Annotated in this window: 17 protein-coding genes; 7 read left to right on the top strand and 10 right to left on the bottom strand. The window is 61.3% G+C overall.

Features of this window, described 5'->3' with window-relative positions; all coding sequences use genetic code 11:
* Nucleotides 1-19 precede the first annotated feature (19 nt).
* Nucleotides 20-454 carry a YqaA family protein gene (locus NKI49_RS07055; protein WP_352606245.1) on the top strand — a complete coding sequence of 145 codons (435 nt, stop codon included), beginning with the start codon at nucleotides 20-22 and terminating at the stop codon, nucleotides 452-454.
* Between the two features lie 350 nt (nucleotides 455-804).
* Here the strand turns inward: NKI49_RS07055 and NKI49_RS07050 are convergent, their stop codons facing one another.
* Nucleotides 805-1386, bottom strand: coding sequence for a TetR/AcrR family transcriptional regulator (locus tag NKI49_RS07050; protein ID WP_352606314.1), 582 nt, complete (start codon nucleotides 1384-1386; stop codon nucleotides 805-807).
* 152 nt (nucleotides 1387-1538) lie between these two features.
* Here NKI49_RS07050 and NKI49_RS07045 point away from each other — a divergent pair, with 152 nt between their 5' ends.
* Both NKI49_RS07045 and NKI49_RS07040 read left to right on the top strand, forming a co-directional pair.
* Nucleotides 1539-2435, top strand: a complete 897-nt coding sequence (locus tag NKI49_RS07045; RefSeq protein WP_352606247.1) for a class I SAM-dependent methyltransferase — start codon at nucleotides 1539-1541, stop codon at nucleotides 2433-2435.
* Between the two features lie 120 nt (nucleotides 2436-2555).
* Nucleotides 2556-3257: a HoxN/HupN/NixA family nickel/cobalt transporter gene (locus NKI49_RS07040; RefSeq protein ID WP_352606249.1), complete on the top strand. Its 702-nt coding sequence runs from the start codon at nucleotides 2556-2558 to the stop codon at nucleotides 3255-3257.
* Nucleotides 3258-3277: 20 nt separating this feature from the next.
* Here NKI49_RS07040 and NKI49_RS07035 read toward each other — a convergent pair whose 3' ends face one another.
* Genes NKI49_RS07035 through NKI49_RS07025 form a run of 3 tightly spaced genes read right to left on the bottom strand, consistent with a single transcriptional unit; the run spans nucleotide 3278 to nucleotide 6842 of the window.
* Complete coding sequence (locus NKI49_RS07035; RefSeq protein WP_352606251.1) at nucleotides 3278-4099, bottom strand: alpha/beta hydrolase; 822 nt, start codon at nucleotides 4097-4099, stop codon at nucleotides 3278-3280.
* Nucleotides 4100-4109: 10 nt separating this feature from the next.
* Complete coding sequence (locus NKI49_RS07030; RefSeq protein WP_352606253.1) at nucleotides 4110-5597, bottom strand: NAD-dependent succinate-semialdehyde dehydrogenase; 1488 nt, start codon at nucleotides 5595-5597, stop codon at nucleotides 4110-4112.
* A gap of 18 nt (nucleotides 5598-5615) precedes the next feature.
* A complete protein-coding gene (locus NKI49_RS07025; protein WP_352606254.1) occupies nucleotides 5616-6842 on the bottom strand; it encodes an iron-containing alcohol dehydrogenase in 1227 nt (408 codons plus the stop codon).
* 105 nt (nucleotides 6843-6947) lie between these two features.
* On the opposite strand from NKI49_RS07025, the gene NKI49_RS07020 reads away from it, so the two are divergent.
* Nucleotides 6948-7646 (top strand): GntR family transcriptional regulator, encoded by a 699-nt coding sequence (locus NKI49_RS07020; protein WP_352606256.1) that lies wholly within the window; start codon nucleotides 6948-6950, stop codon nucleotides 7644-7646.
* Nucleotides 7647-7814: 168 nt separating this feature from the next.
* A complete protein-coding gene (locus NKI49_RS07015) occupies nucleotides 7815-8408 on the top strand; it encodes a DJ-1/PfpI family protein (protein WP_352606258.1) in 594 nt (197 codons plus the stop codon).
* Between the two features lie 115 nt (nucleotides 8409-8523).
* On the opposite strand, the gene NKI49_RS07010 is transcribed toward NKI49_RS07015, so the two are convergent.
* From NKI49_RS07010 to NKI49_RS06985, 6 genes are all read right to left on the bottom strand, one after another.
* The gene (locus tag NKI49_RS07010; protein ID WP_352606260.1) at nucleotides 8524-9264 is read right to left on the bottom strand and encodes a ribonuclease activity regulator RraA; all 741 of its coding nucleotides are present in this window, start codon (nucleotides 9262-9264) and stop codon (nucleotides 8524-8526) included.
* Nucleotides 9265-9287: 23 nt separating this feature from the next.
* Nucleotides 9288-10451, bottom strand: a complete 1164-nt coding sequence (locus tag NKI49_RS07005) for a mandelate racemase/muconate lactonizing enzyme family protein (RefSeq protein ID WP_352606262.1) — start codon at nucleotides 10449-10451, stop codon at nucleotides 9288-9290.
* A gap of 32 nt (nucleotides 10452-10483) precedes the next feature.
* The gene (locus NKI49_RS07000) at nucleotides 10484-11581 is read right to left on the bottom strand and encodes an ABC transporter ATP-binding protein (RefSeq protein WP_352606264.1); all 1098 of its coding nucleotides are present in this window, start codon (nucleotides 11579-11581) and stop codon (nucleotides 10484-10486) included.
* Nucleotides 11582-11591: 10 nt separating this feature from the next.
* Nucleotides 11592-12482 carry a carbohydrate ABC transporter permease gene (locus NKI49_RS06995; protein ID WP_352606266.1) on the bottom strand — a complete coding sequence of 297 codons (891 nt, stop codon included), beginning with the start codon at nucleotides 12480-12482 and terminating at the stop codon, nucleotides 11592-11594.
* On the bottom strand, nucleotides 12479-13438 hold the full coding sequence (locus tag NKI49_RS06990) for a carbohydrate ABC transporter permease (protein WP_352606268.1): 960 nt from the start codon (nucleotides 13436-13438) through the stop codon (nucleotides 12479-12481). Before NKI49_RS06990 ends, NKI49_RS06995 begins: the two co-directional genes overlap by 4 nt.
* A 77-nt stretch (nucleotides 13439-13515) precedes the next feature.
* Entirely contained in the window at nucleotides 13516-14994 is a 1479-nt protein-coding gene (locus tag NKI49_RS06985) for an ABC transporter substrate-binding protein (protein WP_352606270.1), read from the bottom strand.
* Nucleotides 14995-15178: 184 nt separating this feature from the next.
* Here NKI49_RS06985 and NKI49_RS06980 point away from each other — a divergent pair, with 184 nt between their 5' ends.
* Complete coding sequence (locus NKI49_RS06980; RefSeq protein ID WP_352606272.1) at nucleotides 15179-15889, top strand: GntR family transcriptional regulator; 711 nt, start codon at nucleotides 15179-15181, stop codon at nucleotides 15887-15889.
* Between the two features lie 57 nt (nucleotides 15890-15946).
* The gene (locus NKI49_RS06975) at nucleotides 15947-17113 is read left to right on the top strand and encodes a mandelate racemase/muconate lactonizing enzyme family protein (RefSeq protein ID WP_352606274.1); all 1167 of its coding nucleotides are present in this window, start codon (nucleotides 15947-15949) and stop codon (nucleotides 17111-17113) included.
* The last annotated feature ends 47 nt before the right edge of the window (nucleotides 17114-17160 follow it).

Below are 17160 nucleotides of genomic sequence, written 5' to 3'. Positions count from 1 at the left end.
CTGGCGGATATGCGGTTCAATGACCGATCTCGCGGCCTATGCCAGTCTGTTCCTGGCGGCCTTGCTGGCCGCGACGATCCTGCCGATGCAATCGGAAGCAGTGCTGGTCGGGCTGCTGCTTGCGGATTACTCGCCCTGGCCGCTTATCGCGGTCGCGAGCGTCGGCAACGTGCTTGGATCGGTGATCAACTGGGTGCTCGGGCGAGGCATCGAGCGCTTCCGGAGCCGGCGGTGGTTTCCGATGAACCACGCGCGCCTGGAACGCTCGCAAATGTGGTATCAGCGCTATGGAAAATGGTCGCTCCTGCTGAGCTGGCTGCCGGTTGTCGGTGATCCGCTAACCGTCGTCGCGGGCGTCCTGCACGAGCCTTTTCGGGTTTTCCTTGTGCTGGTCACTGCCGCCAAGGTCGGCCGTTATCTTGTTCTTGCAGCCGTGACGCTGAGCGTCATCTGACGTCGCGGATCTTCTCCAAGCTGAGCTGGTTAGGGCCGGCTGGTTCGAAGGAGCCAGCCCAAGAGCCACGTCTGATACAGGGGAAGCCTAGCCTTTCTTGACGGCGACCTTTGTGCTGGTTCCAGATCATCAGAACCCCGATGAGCGGCGCGTCCCGCTTCATTCTGTCAGTGCGACGTTCTGGCGATCGGTAGTGAATCAATTTGAAAGCCCGCCACACATAGGGCGGGCTTTCAATGGGAGCGGCTACATTCCTGAGAAATCGACCGCTATGGCCATAATGCGTGTCCAGCGGAACGGTTCCAGACGAAGGTCGAACGATCATTGCAAGCTCGATAGCCGACGACTGGTCAGGCTTCGATGCCTTTTCCTGCCATCCTCTGGAACAGGTCGTCTGCCTGTGCTGGTGAAAGGTTCATGTCGGTGGCGACCCACCAGGCGAGGACCGCAAGAAATGCGCCGGCGATGAACTGAATGGCGAATTCGGCAGGCATGCCGCGATCGCCGATCCGTTTCTCGACGAGTTCTTCCCGGACGGCTCGCCGGATACGCTCACGCAATTCGTCGTGGATCGTATCGCCGCTGCTTGCAAGCAATGCGTGGTGAAGCGGTCGGAACGCATGGGCGTGCTCGAACATGGGCAGGCTGAACTCGAACAGGCGGCTACCTGCTGCTTGACTTGCCGCCTCACGCCTGCGGCCGATCGACCGCAGATGCGCCTCGATGGTCGCGCTGCGCAGAGCATCCTTGTCGGCATAGTGGGTATAGAAGGTCGATCTGCCGACATTGGCCCTCTGGCAAATGTCATCGACTTTGATGGCAGCATATCCCTGCTCCGGGATCAGGGCGATGAGCGCGTCCTGCAGCAGGCCGCGCGTCCGCGCGACGCGTCGATCGATCGTGTTCCGCTCGCCCGCACCTTCGATTTTCATGGTCACGGCCCTCTGCAGTGCCCGGTTTCGGACATTCGGCGATCCGGTGTCCGACAACAGCATTTCCAGACATTATGTCCATTATGATACGCCAAGTCCAGGAGCTCAAATCGGGTTTGGGCACGCCGCAATGAAGCAGAAGGTCGCCAGACATGCATTCATCCGATCATCACGCCGGTAACGGACCGCATTCGCGCAAGAGGCTGATAGCGTTGGCCCTGCTTGCCAAGCTGTCGCTGGTCGCCGGCTTTCTCGTCCTCGCCAAATTGGGCATGGGCTATATTCAGGCCGGCGCCTGGACGGCGGCATTCCACGGCCTCGTCCTTGCGGCGATCGCGGGACTGGCGCTGTGGGGCAGCGTGCGTCACAGGGGGCTCGTCGGCAACGGCGCGCAAAGCGCGAGCGACAGGGGCATCGGCATCGTCCTGCACCGGGCGGCGGCCTATGATTTGCTTGCGCGCGTTCTGACCTTTGGGCGCGAGGGCCGGTTTCGGGAGTTCATGCTTCGCCCGGCAAAGCTCCAGCCCGGCGAAGCGATGCTCGATGTCGCCTGCGGCACGGGAACCCTTGCCATTGCCGCGAAGCGGCTGGTTGGTTCGGACGGAAGCGTCACCGGCGTCGATGCGTCGGCCGAAATGATCGAGAGGGCGCGCGCCAAGGCCGAGCGGTCCGGTCTCGATCTGACTTTCGTCAACGGGACGGCGCAGGAGCTTCCCTTCAAGGACGCGCAATTCGATATCGTCGTCGGCACGCTGATGCTGCATCATCTGTCGAAGCCCGTTCGATCGGCCTTCATCCGCGAGGCGGCACGCGTCTTGAAGCCAGCAGGCCGGCTGTTGCTCATCGATTTCGGCAGGCCGGTGCGCAAGTCCAGATTGCCCAGGCTCCACAAGCATGGTCATGTCGATATGCATTCGGTCGCCTCGCTGTTGACCGAGAGCGGATTCCAGGTCAGCGATATCGGCGCCGTCGGAACCAAGAACCTGAACTACATTCGCGCGACGACGGACAAGGACCAGCCAGGCCAAGCGTCGCCGGCAGCGCCGTGATCATGTCAAGGCTGGCTGAACGGCGACCTGTTCTGAAAAAAGAGCCACTTATAGGCAGGGGAGCATGTCCAATTCGGCCTTTGAATTGATTGACCTGAGAATGAGGCCGGTTCCAGCGTGATGTTCCAGACGCTGGTCGAATTCCAACGAACGATCTACCTGGCGCTGGCCGAGCAGATCAAACTGCTTTCGGCCGGCGGCGATTGGCTGGCCTTCACGGCCTTTCTGCCGATGGGCATTCTGTTCGGTGCAGCGCATGCGCTGACGCCGGGCCATAGCAAAGCCGTGCTGGCCACTTATCTCGCCGGATCGGATGCCAGCGTCAGGCGTGGGCTTCTGGTATCACTGACACTTTCCTTCACGCATGTGACGATTGCCGTGCTCTCGTTGCCGTTGGTGTCCATTGCCCTAGGCAGTGTTGGCCGCGCGCCGCTACTGGAAGACGTCAGTCGCGGGCTGCTGGGGCTGATCGGCCTGTGGATGCTGTGGCGGGCACTCAGTCACGGCCATCACCACAAGCACGAGGGTGAAGCCGTCGGCGTCATGGCCGGCTTGATCCCCTGTCCGCTGACGCTTTTTGTGATGACCTTTGCGATATCCAGGGGCGTTCCGGTGGCCGGCATTCTTTTCGCAATCACAATGATGGCCGGGGTGGCGCTGACGCTGTCTTGCGTTGCGGTGCTGTCGATCCTGTTTCGCGAGCGCTTGGTGCATTTTTTCGACAGTCGGCCACGCCTGTTCGACGCCATTTCTCGGACCATCGAAGGTGTCGCTGGAATTGTTTTAGCTGGCGTAGCGGTTTGGCAAATCACTTCTCCTTAACGCTGTTCTGGAAGGGCAGTTCAGCGATTGTTTGCAATTAGCTCTGCCAGGCAATCACCAGCCTGGGTCCCCGGCACGCCGAGGTCTCTGACGCTGTCCATGTGGTTGCGGTTTGTGAGAACAAGCGAGGTTGCCCGCGATCCCTGCCGAAGCAAGCTCGCTACGAATCGATCGGATTGCTGATGGAAGGGGGGCGTCTCATTGGCCCCGACCAAAACCGTCGCATTTGTTAGAGGATCATGCCGATGGGCGAGCGGTGTGAACGTGTCGACCTCCTCGTCTGTGATTCCAATCTCGTGGGCGAGAAAGGAATCCTGCAGCGGCTTCAAATCGTAGAGTCCGCTGAGCAGAAGGGCCGCTCTCACGTACGAAGGGGACTGCTCGCCGTCGAACAGAAACGTCGCAAGATGTGCCCCCGCCGAATGACCGCTGACGGTCAGATGCGCCGGGCTTCCGCCATGATCGGCGATGTTGGCCAGAACCCACTGCTTGGCGCGGCGTACCTGGTCGACGATCGTGGCCATTCTCGCGGCAGGCATCAGCGCGTAGTCGAGGATGACCGCGATCGCACCTGCGTTCGTCACCGTGTCGGCGATATAGGAATAGTCGCGTTTGGAGAACATTCTCCAGTAGCCGCCATGGATGAACATGTGAACCGGCAGGCGATGGCGGCTGCCTTGCGGGAAGAACAGGTCCACGGTTTCAGTTGCATCAGGTCCATAGGCGATGTCTGCGACCATGGCTGTGTTCGCCCTGGTCTCCGCGCTGCGGTGGACAAGCTCGGCGACGATTTCGTCGAACTCGGCCACGTGATCCCGAATACGGAACGGATCGCTTTGCATGGATGTCTGCTCAGATGGTCACGGCGATGTACTTCGCCTCCATGAACTCGGCAATGCCGTGCTTCTGACCACCCTCGCGGCCCAGTCCGCTCTGCTTGACCCCGCCGAAAGGTGCCGCAGGATCCGACATCAGGCCGCGGTTCAATGCGATCATGCCCGACTCGATCTTCGATGCCACGCGGAATCCCCTGGCAATGTCACGGGTGTAGACATAGGCGGCGAGGCCGTATTCGGTGTCGTTGGCGCGCGCGATGACAGAGGCCTCATCGTCGAAGCGGCTGATCGGAGCCACCGGCCCGAATATCTCCTCATGCGCCATCTCGGCATCGATGGGGACGTCGCGAAGGACCGTCGGCGGATAGAAATAGCCCCGGTGCTCCAAGGATGTGCCTCCGCACAGAATTCGAGCTCCCCTATCGACCGCGTCCGCTACCAGCCGCTCGATCTTGTCGACGGCCTTGCGGGTGATCATCGGGCCGCATTCGGTGTCGGGGTCCGTACCCGGACCAACCTTGAGCGCAACCATCCGTTCACGCAGTCCCTCGGCAAAGGCGTCGTGGATGCCGGCCTGGACATAGAGGCGGTTGGCGGCCGTGCAGGCCTCGCCGGCATTGCGCATCTTGGCCACCATCGCACCGTCGAGCGCTGCTTCCAGGTCGGCGTCGTCGAAGACGATGAACGGTGCGTTGCCGCCAAGCTCCATGGAACAGGAGATGACGTGCTTTGCCGCTTCGGCCAGGAGAATGCGCCCGACGCCGGTCGATCCTGTGAACGAAAGCTTGCGCACGCGCGGGTCCGCCAGCATTGCCGATGTCAGCGGCCCAGGGGCAGAGGTCGTGAGAACGTTGATGACACCCGGCGGAACGCCGGCTTCCTCGTAGAGTGCGGCAAGAGCGTAGGCGGTCAAAGGCGTTTCGCTTGCCGGTTTCAGGACGACGGTGCATCCGGCCGCCAGCGCCGGCGCAATCTTGCGGGTCGCCATGGCGGCGGGAAAATTCCATGGTGTGACGAGGAGGCAAATACCGATCGGTTGGTAGTCGACGACGATGCGGTTGGCGCCGGACGGCGCGGTGCCGAACTCGCCGCTGATGCGGACCGCTTCCTCGGCATTCCAGCGGAAGAACTCGGCGGCATAGGCGATTTCGCCGCGCGCATCGCGCAGCGCCTTGCCGTTCTCCAGCGAGATCAACGCAGCCAGGATTTCGGCACGCTCGCTCATCAGCTCGAAACAGCGCCTGAGAATCTCCGAGCGCTTGCGCGGTGGCGTCTCGCGCCAACCCGTCGCCGCCTTGGCCGCGGCATCGACCGCCGCGGCCGCGTCGGCGAGCGTGGCGTCAGGGACCGCCGCAATGATGGCTTCGGTCGAGGGATCGACCACGTCGATCATGCGGCCGTCCGACGAGGGTCGCCAGTGGCCGTCGATATAAAGACCATGCGAGAATGTAGCGTAGTCGGACATATCCGCGTCCTCGTCGAATTGCCCTGAAGAGATGTTCATTGGCTCCGCCTCTCTCGGCTACATCGCGGCGGCGGCCATGTCGCCGTCGTAAGCCGCTTTGACCAATCGCCGCATCGCGACAATGTCGAAGCTGCGCGGGTTGTTCTTGATCAGCCGGTCGATGCCGAGCGCCTGTTCGGCGGTCCAGTCGATCCTGTCCGCGGGAAGCCCGAGTTCGGCCAGCGTTCTCGTAATGCCGATCGCCCCAAAAAGCCGCGCGACCGCCTCTATGGTTGCGGCGGCTGTGTCACGGGGACCGTTCCCAGCGTCAGGGACACCGAGAGCTGCACCCACTTCCGCGATCTCAGTGGCGGCAGCCGACAGGTTGTAGCTCATGACATAGGGAAGCATGGTCGCGACACCCAATCCGTGTGGCGTGTGGGTGAGCGCGCCGACCGGATATTGCACGGCATGAGCGGCAGCCGTTCCGGCCGTGCCAAAGGCGCAGCCGGCAGCCAGGGCACCCATCATGACATCGGCCCGCGCATCCTCATCCGACCCGTCCCGCCAAGCCCTCTCGAGACTCCGGCCCAGAAGCTTGATAGCCAGCAGCGCGAAATGATCGGTCAGGGCACTCTTGCCGACAAAGACATGCTTCTGCGGCAAGGTCGGGTCCGTGCCGCGTCTGGCCGCCGTGAAAGCCTCGATCGCATGGGTAAGGGCGTCCGCACCGGCGATTGCCGTCAGCGCCGTCGGGCAGGTCAGGGTCAAATCCGGGTCGCACAAGGCGACCGCGGCGATAAGATGAGGGCTGGAGATCCCGACCTTCAGCGTGCGCTCCGGGTCGGAGATGACGGCCACGGGCGTGACTTCAGAGCCGGTGCCGGCCGTGGTCGGCACCGCGATGACGGGCAGGGTAGGGCCTGGCACTTTGAACTCGCCATAGTAGTCCTGAAGCCTGCCTCCGTGACTGATCAGGAGCGCCGCGCATTTGGCCATGTCCAGGCAACTGCCGCCGCCGATGCCGATTACCATATCGGGCCTGAAGCCCTTTGCCTCGGCGACGCAGACCGCAACGCTGTCGCGCGGCACATCCGGCAAGGTCTTGTCGTAAACAAGGACTTCGATCGAGGCTCCCCTCAGCGAGGCGATCATCTCGGCAAACGCCGGCGTTCCGGCGAAACGCTCGTCGGTGCAGACGTAGGCGCGTCGGCCATGTTTCGCCGCAACCTCCGGGATAACCTGGCGCTGCCCTTTGCCGAACAGGATTTCGCGCGGCAATCGGCTCGCGGCGAACAATGTCATGGTCGATCCATTCTCATAAAGTATCCTCTATGAAATCGTATAGGATATAGGATTGAATTGGCCAGAGCATCGTGTTAGTGCTTGCACCTGTCAAGAGGCAAAAAGATGCAGAACCCCGACGTTACACTCGACAAGGACACGCCGCAGACGGGCCGGATTGCCCGCGCCAACGGCCTTGCGGGAGACGTCTACGAGGCGATCTTCCAGCAGCTCATGTCGCTCAAAATCGCCCCGGGATCCCGGATCACGGTCGACAACTTGGTGAAGGAATTCAACGTCTCGCACACGCCAATCCGCGAGGCGCTTGGGCGACTCGAGGGTGAGGGACTTGTGCTGAAGACACACCTGATCGGCTATCGCGCCGCGCCGCAGATCACCCGGCGCAGGTTCGACGAACTCTACGAATTGCGCCTGTTGCTCGAACCGGCCGCCGCGGCCAAGGCCACTGCCGGGCTGGACCAGGCAGGCCTCGCGATCCTGCAGGAGGCAGCAGGGGTGATGGCCCGGCGAGAAGGCAGGGACGAACGCCTGCGCTATTCGAATTTCGCGCGCCAGGATGCGATCTTCCATGACAAGATCATGCAGTTCGCCCAGAACGACCTGATCCGCGAGACGCTGAGTCACCAGCACACGCACTTCCACATTTTCCGCCTGATGTATCATTCGCGCGTCACCGAAGAGGCGCTCGATGAGCATGAGGCGATCCTTTCGGCTTTCGCTTCGCGCGACGCGAACGCAGCCGAGAAGGCGATGCGGGCGCATATCGAGAATTCGCGGGACAGGCTCCTGCCTGCGTTCGAGTAGACGTCGCGATGTCCTTTGTCCGGGGCACCGCCGAACTGAGCGCGCCGCTAACTACCCAAGCCAACGCCAAGGAATGTTTCCCGACTTCCCGTTCTGTCCCGATTTCGATCCCCTAGAGGGCGAGGCGCGCAGTGCGCCTAGCCCTGAAACAAGCCGAGAGGAAGAGACATGCCAGGCAAAAAAATCCTGATGCTGACCGGTGAGTTCACCGAAGAATACGAGATCTTCGTCTACCAGCAAGCGATGGAGGCCGTCGGTCACACCATCTACGTGGTCTGCCCCGACAAGAACGCCGGGGATTTGATCAAGACCTCGCTGCATGATTTCGAGGGCGATCAGACCTATACTGAAAAGCTCGGCCACTATGCCCTGATCAACAAGACGTTTTCCGACGCTGAGAAGCAGTTGGATCAATACGATGCTGTTTATTGCGCTGGCGGTCGTGGCCCCGAATACATCCGCACCGACAAGCGCGTGCAGGCGATGGTGCGCCATTTTCACGAGACCAAAAAGCCGATCTTCACGATCTGCCATGGCGTCCAGATTCTGATCGCGGTCGACGGCGTCGTCCGTGGCAAGAAGGTGGCGGCGCTCGCGGCTTGCGAGCCGGAGGTGACGCTTGCCGGCGGCACTTATATCGATCTATCGCCCACCGATGCCTATGTGGATGGGACGATGGTTTCAGCCAAAGGTTGGACGGCGCTTGCTGCGTTCATCCGCGAATGCCTCAAGGTACTGGGAACGGAAATCCGCCACGCGTAGTCCTGGCTCCGACGCATCCAACCGGATGCGTCGGAGCCCATCGTTCTGGAGGGCTTGTCATCGCCAATCCGGCTTCGGATTAAATACCGCCTGCAATGGTGCCGATTCTGCTCCATCAAGATTTGGGGTTGGTTTTCCGCCAAGTCTCGTACTCCTCGTTCGCACTTGGATGCAGCGGATAGTAGCGTTGCAACGGCGCCCCTTCCATGAGCTTCACTCGTGAGAATTCTTCCCAATCGTGATGCTGCTTCGCGTCTTCGATTACCTTCGAGGCCATTGCGACGGGGAGCACCACCACCCCGTCGTCGTCGGCGACGATGATGTCGCCGGGGATCACCGTGACACCGCCGCAGGCAATCGGAACATTGACGGCATTGGGATAGATGCTGGTTTGCACATGGTAATTGGGCGTCCAGCCACGCAGCCATAGGGGCAGATCCAGCTTTTCGACATTAGGCCGGTCGCGCATGCATCCATCGATGACGATGCCGGCGCCGCCTCTGCCCTTGAAATACGTCGACATCATATCGCCGAAGACACCCGAGCTCATGTCGCCGCGCGCATCGACCACCACCACATCGCCTTCCTGCGCGTGATAGAGCACGTGCCGGTGTAATTGCGTCTCCGGATCGGCATATTCTCCCTCGGTGAAGAGGTCCGGCCGCTGCGGCATGAACTGCAGCGTCAGCGCCGGCCCGACGATGGATTTCCCATGGTTTTGCGCCACCGGACCGACCATGTGCGGATTGCGGAAGCCCATATGGCCAAGCGTGCCGGCAACCGTCGCGGCGCCGATCTCCCTCAGCGCGTCGATCAGGTCTTTAGGCGGCCGGGTGATGTCGGGAGTATGCGTCATGATGGACTCCGGTTGAGAGGGAACTACCAGTTCGTAACGGAACCGTCGCGGCGCTTCAGGTGAGGCGCCTCCCAGAAACGCAAACTCTGCGCCTGGATCGCCGCTTCGTTGACCTCGATGCCAAGCCCCGGCAGATCGCTGACCGGATAATCGGGGCCGTCGAGCCGCGGCTGCACGGGGAAGAACTCGGAATTGTCGAAGCCCAGTTTTATTTCGGGCGCCCTGGTCTCGAGCCACGCGAAATTGGGCACCGCGGCGGCGAGATGCACGGTCGCGGCCGTGCACACTGGACCGAGGGGATTGTGCGGCATCAGGTCCACATAGTGCGCCTCGCTCCAGCCAGCGACTTTCATTGCTTCGGTAAGCCCGCCGACATTGCAAACATCGAGCCGGTTGAACTGATGGATGCCACGCTCGATATAGGGCAGGAACTGCCACTTGCTGGCAAATTCCTCGCCGATGGCAAAGGGGATGTCGGTCATCGTGCGTAGGGATTCGTAGGCCTCCGGCGTCTCGTCCCGGATCGGCTCCTCGAGGAAATCAAGCACGCCGCGGCCGAGCTTGTTGCAGAAGCTCGCGGCCTCGGCCACCGACAGCCGATGATGATAGTCGAGGCCGAGGACCACGTCGTCGCCAAGCGCCTCTCGCGCCTTGTTCAGCATCCTCGCGGTAGCGCCGATGGACTCGCGCGGCTCGAAGATGTCCTTGCTGTTTTGCCCAAAGGGGAAGAAGCGGATCGCCTGCCACCCCTGTGCGCGTAGTTCGCGGGCTCGTTCGATGGCAACATCGCCCTCGGCCTCGTCTCCGGTCGAGGCGAAGGTGGGAATGCGGTCGCGCTGCCTGCCGCCTAGGAGCTCGTAGACCGGCACCCCCAGAGCCTTGCCCTTGATGTCGTGCAGGGCGATGTCGATGGCGGAAATCGCTGCCTGCAGAACCCGCCCGCCCTCAAAGTACTGGCTGCGATAAATCTCCTGCCAGATCCGGCCGATCTGCATGGGGTCGCGGCCGATCAGAAACTCGCGATAGTGCTCGACCGCGCCGGCCACGGCCTTCTCGCGGCCGCTCAAGCCGCTCTCGCCCCAGCCGAAGATGCCCTGGTCGGTCTCGACCTTGACGAGCATCTGGTTGCGCGTCCCTACCCACACCGGATAGGGCTTGATCGCTGTTATCCTAAGCTTCGTAGTCATCCACGCCCATTTTCCACACGCATCCGCCCGTTTCAGTCGGCCTTGAGGGCCATTTCAGTTTCGCCGTCGAACAGATGCATCCGCTCCTGGTCGAACTCGAGCCAGATCCGCTCGTCGGGTGCGACGGCGATATTTGGGGACACGCTGATGTTGACGACGGCGCCGGAGAGGAACGCCTGTACGAAGGTGACGTCTCCGGTTGGTTCCACCGTATAGGCCTTGGCCGGAATGGCGCCGGGAACCGGACTCTTGTGCAGTTTGATAGTCGAATGACGTGCGCCGAGCGCAAGTTTCCTGGTCGTCGCCCTCGCGACCTTCCGGGCGTTGCTTGGCGAGAGTTCAAGGCTCCAGCCCTCCGCGCTGGTCAACACCGTGTTGCCGTTTGCCGTCGCTGCCTCCAGCGGAATAAGGCTCATCGCCGGACTGCCGATGAAGCTGGCGACGAACATGTTCACCGGATGGGCAAAGACCTGCGCCGGGGAATCATATTGCTGCAGGTAGCCGCCGTTCATCACCGCCATCTTGTCGGCCATGGTCACGGCTTCGAGCTGGTCGTGCGTCACATAGATGATCGTCGCCTTGAGGTCCTGGTGGAAGCGCTTGATCTCAGAGCGCATCTGCACGCGCAGTTTGGCGTCGAGGTTGGAGAGTGGCTCGTCCATGAGGAACACAGCGGGGTCGCGGACGAGCGCACGGCCCAAGGCAACGCGCTGCTGCTGCCCGCCCGAAAGTTCGCGCGGCTTGCGCTCGAGCAGGTGCGTCATGTCGAGCACTCGGGCCGCTTCCTTGACCCTCTTGTCGATCTCGTCCCTGGGCAGTTTGCGCATCTGCAGCGGAAAGGCCAGGTTCTTGTAGACCGATTTCTGCGGGTACAACGCGTAGTTCTGGAACACCATTGCGATGTCCCGGTCCTTAGGGTCGAGGTCGTTGACCACCCGATCCCCGATGACGATATCGCCCGACGTGATCGGGATCAGCCCCGCGACGAGATTGAGCGTGGTTGTCTTGCCGCAGCCTGAAGGGCCGACGAGCGCAACGAACTCGCCGTCATTGACCGTCAGCGAAACGTCGTTGACAGCTTTGAAGCCGCCATAGGTCTTGACGAGATCTTTGAGGACCACGTGGGCCATAGGCAACTCCCTAGTGCTTGACCGCGCCTTCTGTAAGGGCGCGTACGAAGTAGCGTTGCAGGACGAGGAACAGCACCACGACGGGCACGCTCATCATGAAGCTGGCCGCCATCAGGCCCGGAAAGTCAGTCGTATTTTCCGAGAAGAAGCGCTGGATGCCGACCGGCAGGGTCAACTGGTCGTTCTTGGAGAGGAACGTATAGGCATAGATGTACTCGTTCCACGCGCCGATGAAGGAATAGATCGCGGTGGCGATGATTCCTGGCATCGAGAGCGGCATCACGATCAGGATGAAGGCCTGGAACCGCGTTGCGCCATCGATGCGCGCCGCCTGCTCGAGTTGCACCGGGATGTTATCGTAGAAGCCCTTGAGCAGCCAGATCGCCAGTGGCAGGCCGAATGTGAGGTAGGTGAGAACCAGCGAGCCATGCGTATTCATCAGCCCGATCGCGCGCATCAGGATGAAGAGCGGCACCAGAAAGATCACTGCTGGGAACATGTTGCGCAGCAGCACGGCGAAGAACAGGAAGTTTCGGCCGGGGAAGCTGAAGCGCGAAAATGCGTAGGCCGCAGGGACCGCCACGATCACGGAAAGGATTGTCGTGGCGGTCGACACGAAAAGACTGTTCCAGAAGAAGCGCAGGAAGTCCTGACCGACGCTGTTCTGTGGATCGAGCAGCTTCTGATAGCTGGCGAGGGTAGGCTCGTCCGGCCACCATTGCGGCGGGAATTGCGTCGCCGCGAACCCGGATTTGATCGAGGTGATCAGCATCCAGATCATCGGCACCGCGGTGTAAAGCAGCATGAAGACGAGAAAGATGCGCCCGCCCCACCGCCATCCGTCGACACGCATGCGGCGACGCGTCTGGCCTCGAGAGGAAATGTCGGCGATCGTGCTCATGCGCTCCTGTCTTTCCGCTCGTCGCCGCTTAGTGCACGGACATAGAAGTAGCCCAGCGTCATCAGGATCAGGAACAGGAGCACCGAATATGCCGACGCCACGCCCCAGCGCTGCCTGCCGAAGGCGAGCTCATAAATGTGGGTTATCCAGATATGCGATGCGTTCGACGGCCCGCCGCCGGTCATGATCCAGGGAATGATGAAGGAGTTGAAGTTGGCCACCGCGAGCAGCAGGATCGTTACCACCGAGACGCTGCGCAAGTGCGGGAAGGTGACGTGCCAGAAGCGCTGCCATGCGTTGGCCCCGTCGACTTTTGCGGCGAGCAGCAACTGGTCGGGAACCGTCTGCAGGCCGGCCATCATCATGATCATGGCAAACGGAAACTCGCGCCAGATGTTAACGACGATCAGGGAGGGCAGCACCGTGCTGACATTGTCGATGAAATTCGGCGGCCGGTCGGCCAGTCCGAGGCCGACCAGCACCGCGCCGATGATACCGAAGTCCGAATGGTAGATCCACTTCCAGATGTAAGAGGCGGCGACCGCGCTGATGACCCACGGAACGATCAGGATAGCGCGCAGGACACCACGGCCGATAAAGTCGCGGTGCAGCGCCAGCGCAGTGGCAAACCCCAGGACAAAGGAGATGAAAGTGGACCCCAGTGTCCAGATCACGGTGTTCCAGGTGATTTTCCAGAACACCTCACTGGTGAGGATGGCCGTGTAGTTGTCGAAGCCGAGGAAGGTCTTGTCGCGCAGTTGCAGGCCAGGCGGCGTCTTAAAGAACGACAGCTCGATCGTGTAGTAGATCGGATAGGCGATGACGATGAGCATCACGGCGATCGCCGGAAGCACGTACGCGTAGTCGGCGCGATGCTCCCAGATATTCCTTAGCGCGCCGGACCTACCGGGTTGCAATGTTCGCCGAGCCTCGGCCTTGCCGGTCACGATCGTCACTGTGGCGTGCCCTTGTTCTTCGGAACGAACCAGCTGCCCGATCGGCGCAGCCGGTCAGATCGCAGGTCAGGCCTGGACTACAGTCCGCCCATCAGGTCTTTTACCTTCTTGGCCGCGTCGTCCGCCGCCTCGTCGACCGTCATTGCTCCGGTCAGGGCATTCTGCAGCATGTCCGGGACGATGATGTTCATGATCTCGGGGGCCTGCGGCAGCGCTGGGAACGGGATGCCGTATGGCAACATCGAGGTCGTGACATCGAGGAACTTGATGTTGTCCAGGCGTTCCTTCATCCATTTGGTCTTGAAGCCGTTAAGGTTGCCCGGGTTCGAGCCGGCATAAGCCATCTTCAGCGACCATTCGGGGCTCGTCCACATGCAGATGATAGCCTTTGCAGCCGGCTCGTCTACCTTGCCGCCCTCGACATATTCAGGCTTCAGGATGTGAATGTTCGAGCCGCCGAAGACGACAGCGCGCTTGCCGTCGGGGCCAGTCGGAATGAGGCCGTAGCGCATGTTGTCGATGACGGTTTGCGCCTTCTCCTTGTCCGTGCCCGTCGCCTTCTTCTGCAGGTCGAGCATCACGTTGTAGTCGGACGGGTGCGAGATCATCATGCCGAGCTGACCGGCGACGAACAGGGGCTGGTTATCGGCCTGCTGGTTAGTGAGTGCCGACACCGGAACCGACTTGTCGCGAACATACATGTCGTACGAGGCTTGCAGCGCCGCCTTGCTCTGCGGGCTGTTGAGTTCGACCTCGCTGTAGGTTGGGTTCGCGGTGGCCTCGTCGAAAACACCGCCGCCATAGGCCCACAACTGCGGCATGAAGCGGTACGGCGTGTTGCCGGCGTTTTTGCGAGCCACGAGGCCGTAGCCGGCAATGCCGAGTTTGTCGTGGATCTGCTTGGAATATTTGACGACGTCGTCCCAGGTTGCCGGAGCTTTGTCCGGATCGAGCCCCGCACGCTTGAAGATATCTGCGTTCCAGATGAACGCCATCGTCTCGTTGTTGGTCGGAATACCGTAGGTCACTCCCTCCCAGGTCACGGCCTTCATGGCGCCGGGCCAGAAATCCTCGGTCGAATAGCCCACGTCCTCGGGCTTGAGCGGCTGCAGATAGCCCTTTGAAGCGAACTCGGTACCACCCAGGATCTGCAGGCGGACCGCCATCGGCGCCGCATTGCCAAGGAGCGCCGTGCGGAACTTGTCCAGAAGATCGTTGTAGGTGAGGGCTTGGTCCTCGAGATGGATGTTCGGATAGGTCTTGCGGAAGGTCTCGAAGAAATCCTTGTAGTACTGACGCAGGAGGTCGGGGTCGCCCTCGAACACGCCCTGATACCAGAAAGTCAGTCGCCCCTTGTAGTCGAGCGGGGTGACCTTCGCGCAATCGGCCGCCGTGTCGAAATCCTGCGTGCCCGCGATGGAGCGCACATATTCCGGCGACCACTTGCTCAGGTCCACCGGCGGCGCGCCGAGCGCCGATGTGGACATCAGAGATGCCGTCAAAACACCGACGACAGTGCCGCGCAGGACCGCACTGCCGAGCATGATCCTCGTCATAGGTATCCTCCCTGGTTCTCCCGCCCTGCGATCGCGAGAGTGCTTTTTTCAGCACGGTGTATCCCTGCGATCACTTAGTACGTTTTCAGATCGTGGATTGTCTGTCAACGCGCTGGATCGTACATTGTTTGTGAAAGGCGTGTGTGATATCGGGCAAGGTGTGTATTGATCTGAGGAGCCGGCCTTGGCCGAAATAGGTGATTTCAAAGCCATGCCACCTGTTGGGATTGACCCCATCGGTGCCTCCAGCGAGGGCGCCTCGCTTTACGAACGGATTAGGGAAGACATCATCGAGGGACGGCTCGCCGCCAATGAACGGCTTGTGGTCACCGATCTCGCCCGGCGTCACGGCACCTCGACCAACCCTGTGCGCGAGGCGCTGCAGCTGTTGCGTGGGGAGGGCTTCGTCACCTTTGTCGCCAATCGCGGGGCGCGTGTGCGACCCATAGATCAGGATTTTGTCCGCGATATCTACGAGATCGGTGTTCTGATCGAGCCGGCCCTGACGCGATGGTTTGTGAATATGGCCACCGGTGAGGACATCGCCGAGCTCGAACGTCTCCAGGGCCTAATCGAAGAGAACAACTTCGCCGACACCTTCAGGCACAGTGAACTGGATACCGCCTTCCACACCGTGATGTACCAGCGGCATTACAACCGCCATGCCGCCGAGCTGTGGTGGAAGCATCGCGAGGTGCTGCGAGCCGTGAGCCGGCGTTTCAATTTCACGCTCGCACGGCGTGCCGCGATCATGCGCGAGCACCGCCAACTAATCGCGCATGTGAAGGCGGGGGAAGCCGACAAGGCGGCCGAACTCGTTTCCCGCCATGTCGAGGGTTCCGGCCGGCATATTCTCGAACAGATGCGTGCGCGCAACGCCGCTCGGGCCGGATAGGACAAGGGTCCAGCCTAGAACATCGTCAGCCTGACCATTTCAGATGAAGGAACTGAGATGAAAATCACAAGCATTCGGCCGTGGCTGATCAAGTCCGATGCTTCTTATTGGGGAGAGTTCCTGTTCGTCGAGGTAACGACCGACGAGGGGGTGAGTGGCTGGGGCGAGATCACCACCACGACAAGGCTCGCCAACCGCGCCCTCTGCACGATCCTGCGGCAGATCGGCGTCGCCGTGACAGGCGAGGACCCAGCGCGTATCGAGCATCTCTGGCATAAGATTTTCCGCAGCTTCACTTACATGGGCAGCCGCGGCGCCGCCGTCGAATGCGTGAGCGCCATCGACATAGCCCTCTGGGACATCCGGGGCAAAATTCTCGGCAAGCCGATTTACGAGCTGTTGGGCGGACCGGTACGCGATGAAATCGCACTCTATACCCATCCCAATCAGGCCAAATTCACCAGCAAGGAAGCTGTGGTCCGCGAAATTCGCGATATCGTGGAGTCCGGACACACGGCGCTCAAGTTCGATCCTTACCCTCACCAGGGCCGCAGCGCCGACGGCCTGCCCCGCGAACAGCGGGACGGCTATCTCGATGGCAGCATGAGCCGCAAGGACGAGCGCGAAGCCGCCGAACTCACGGCTCTGATCCGCGAAACGGCGGGCCCCGATGTCGACATTCTCATCGACGCGCATGGCCGCTTCGACGTTCCCACCGCCATTCGCCTCTGTCGCAGCCTCGAGGAAGCAGGCCAGATCGACTGGTTTGAGGAGCCCTGTCCTCCCGAGAGCCTCAATGCCCTCAAGCAGGTCCGTGAGAAGGTCAGTACAGCCATCTCGTGGGGCGAGCGCGGCCATACGAAATGGGATTTCGTGCCGGTGCTCGAGAACAAGCTCGCCGACTACATCATGCCCGACGTCACCTGGACCGGCGGCATTACCGAACTCAAGAAGATTTCCGCCCTCTGCGAAGCCTACTACATCCCGGTCTCGCCGCATGACGCCGCGGGGCCGATCAATGTGGTTGCGGGAGCGCAGGTGATGATGACCGTTCCCAACTTCTATAAACTCGAAACGTCGGAGTGGAACCTGAGCAAATACGGTCACCTCATCGACAGACCACTCGACAATTCGAACGGCAGTCTCAAGCTGACGTCGAGGCCCGGTCTCGGTATTGAGATGGACCGCGACTACCTGCAGGCCCATGAGATTGAACTGGCCTAGCAACGCTCTATGCCGGGCCAGAGCGAGGGGCGACTCCACCAGAAAGA

This window comes from Mesorhizobium sp. M0587 (assembly GCF_040320945.1).
Classification (GTDB): domain Bacteria; phylum Pseudomonadota; class Alphaproteobacteria; order Rhizobiales; family Rhizobiaceae; genus Mesorhizobium.
This window is presented reverse-complemented; position numbering and strand designations above follow the sequence as displayed.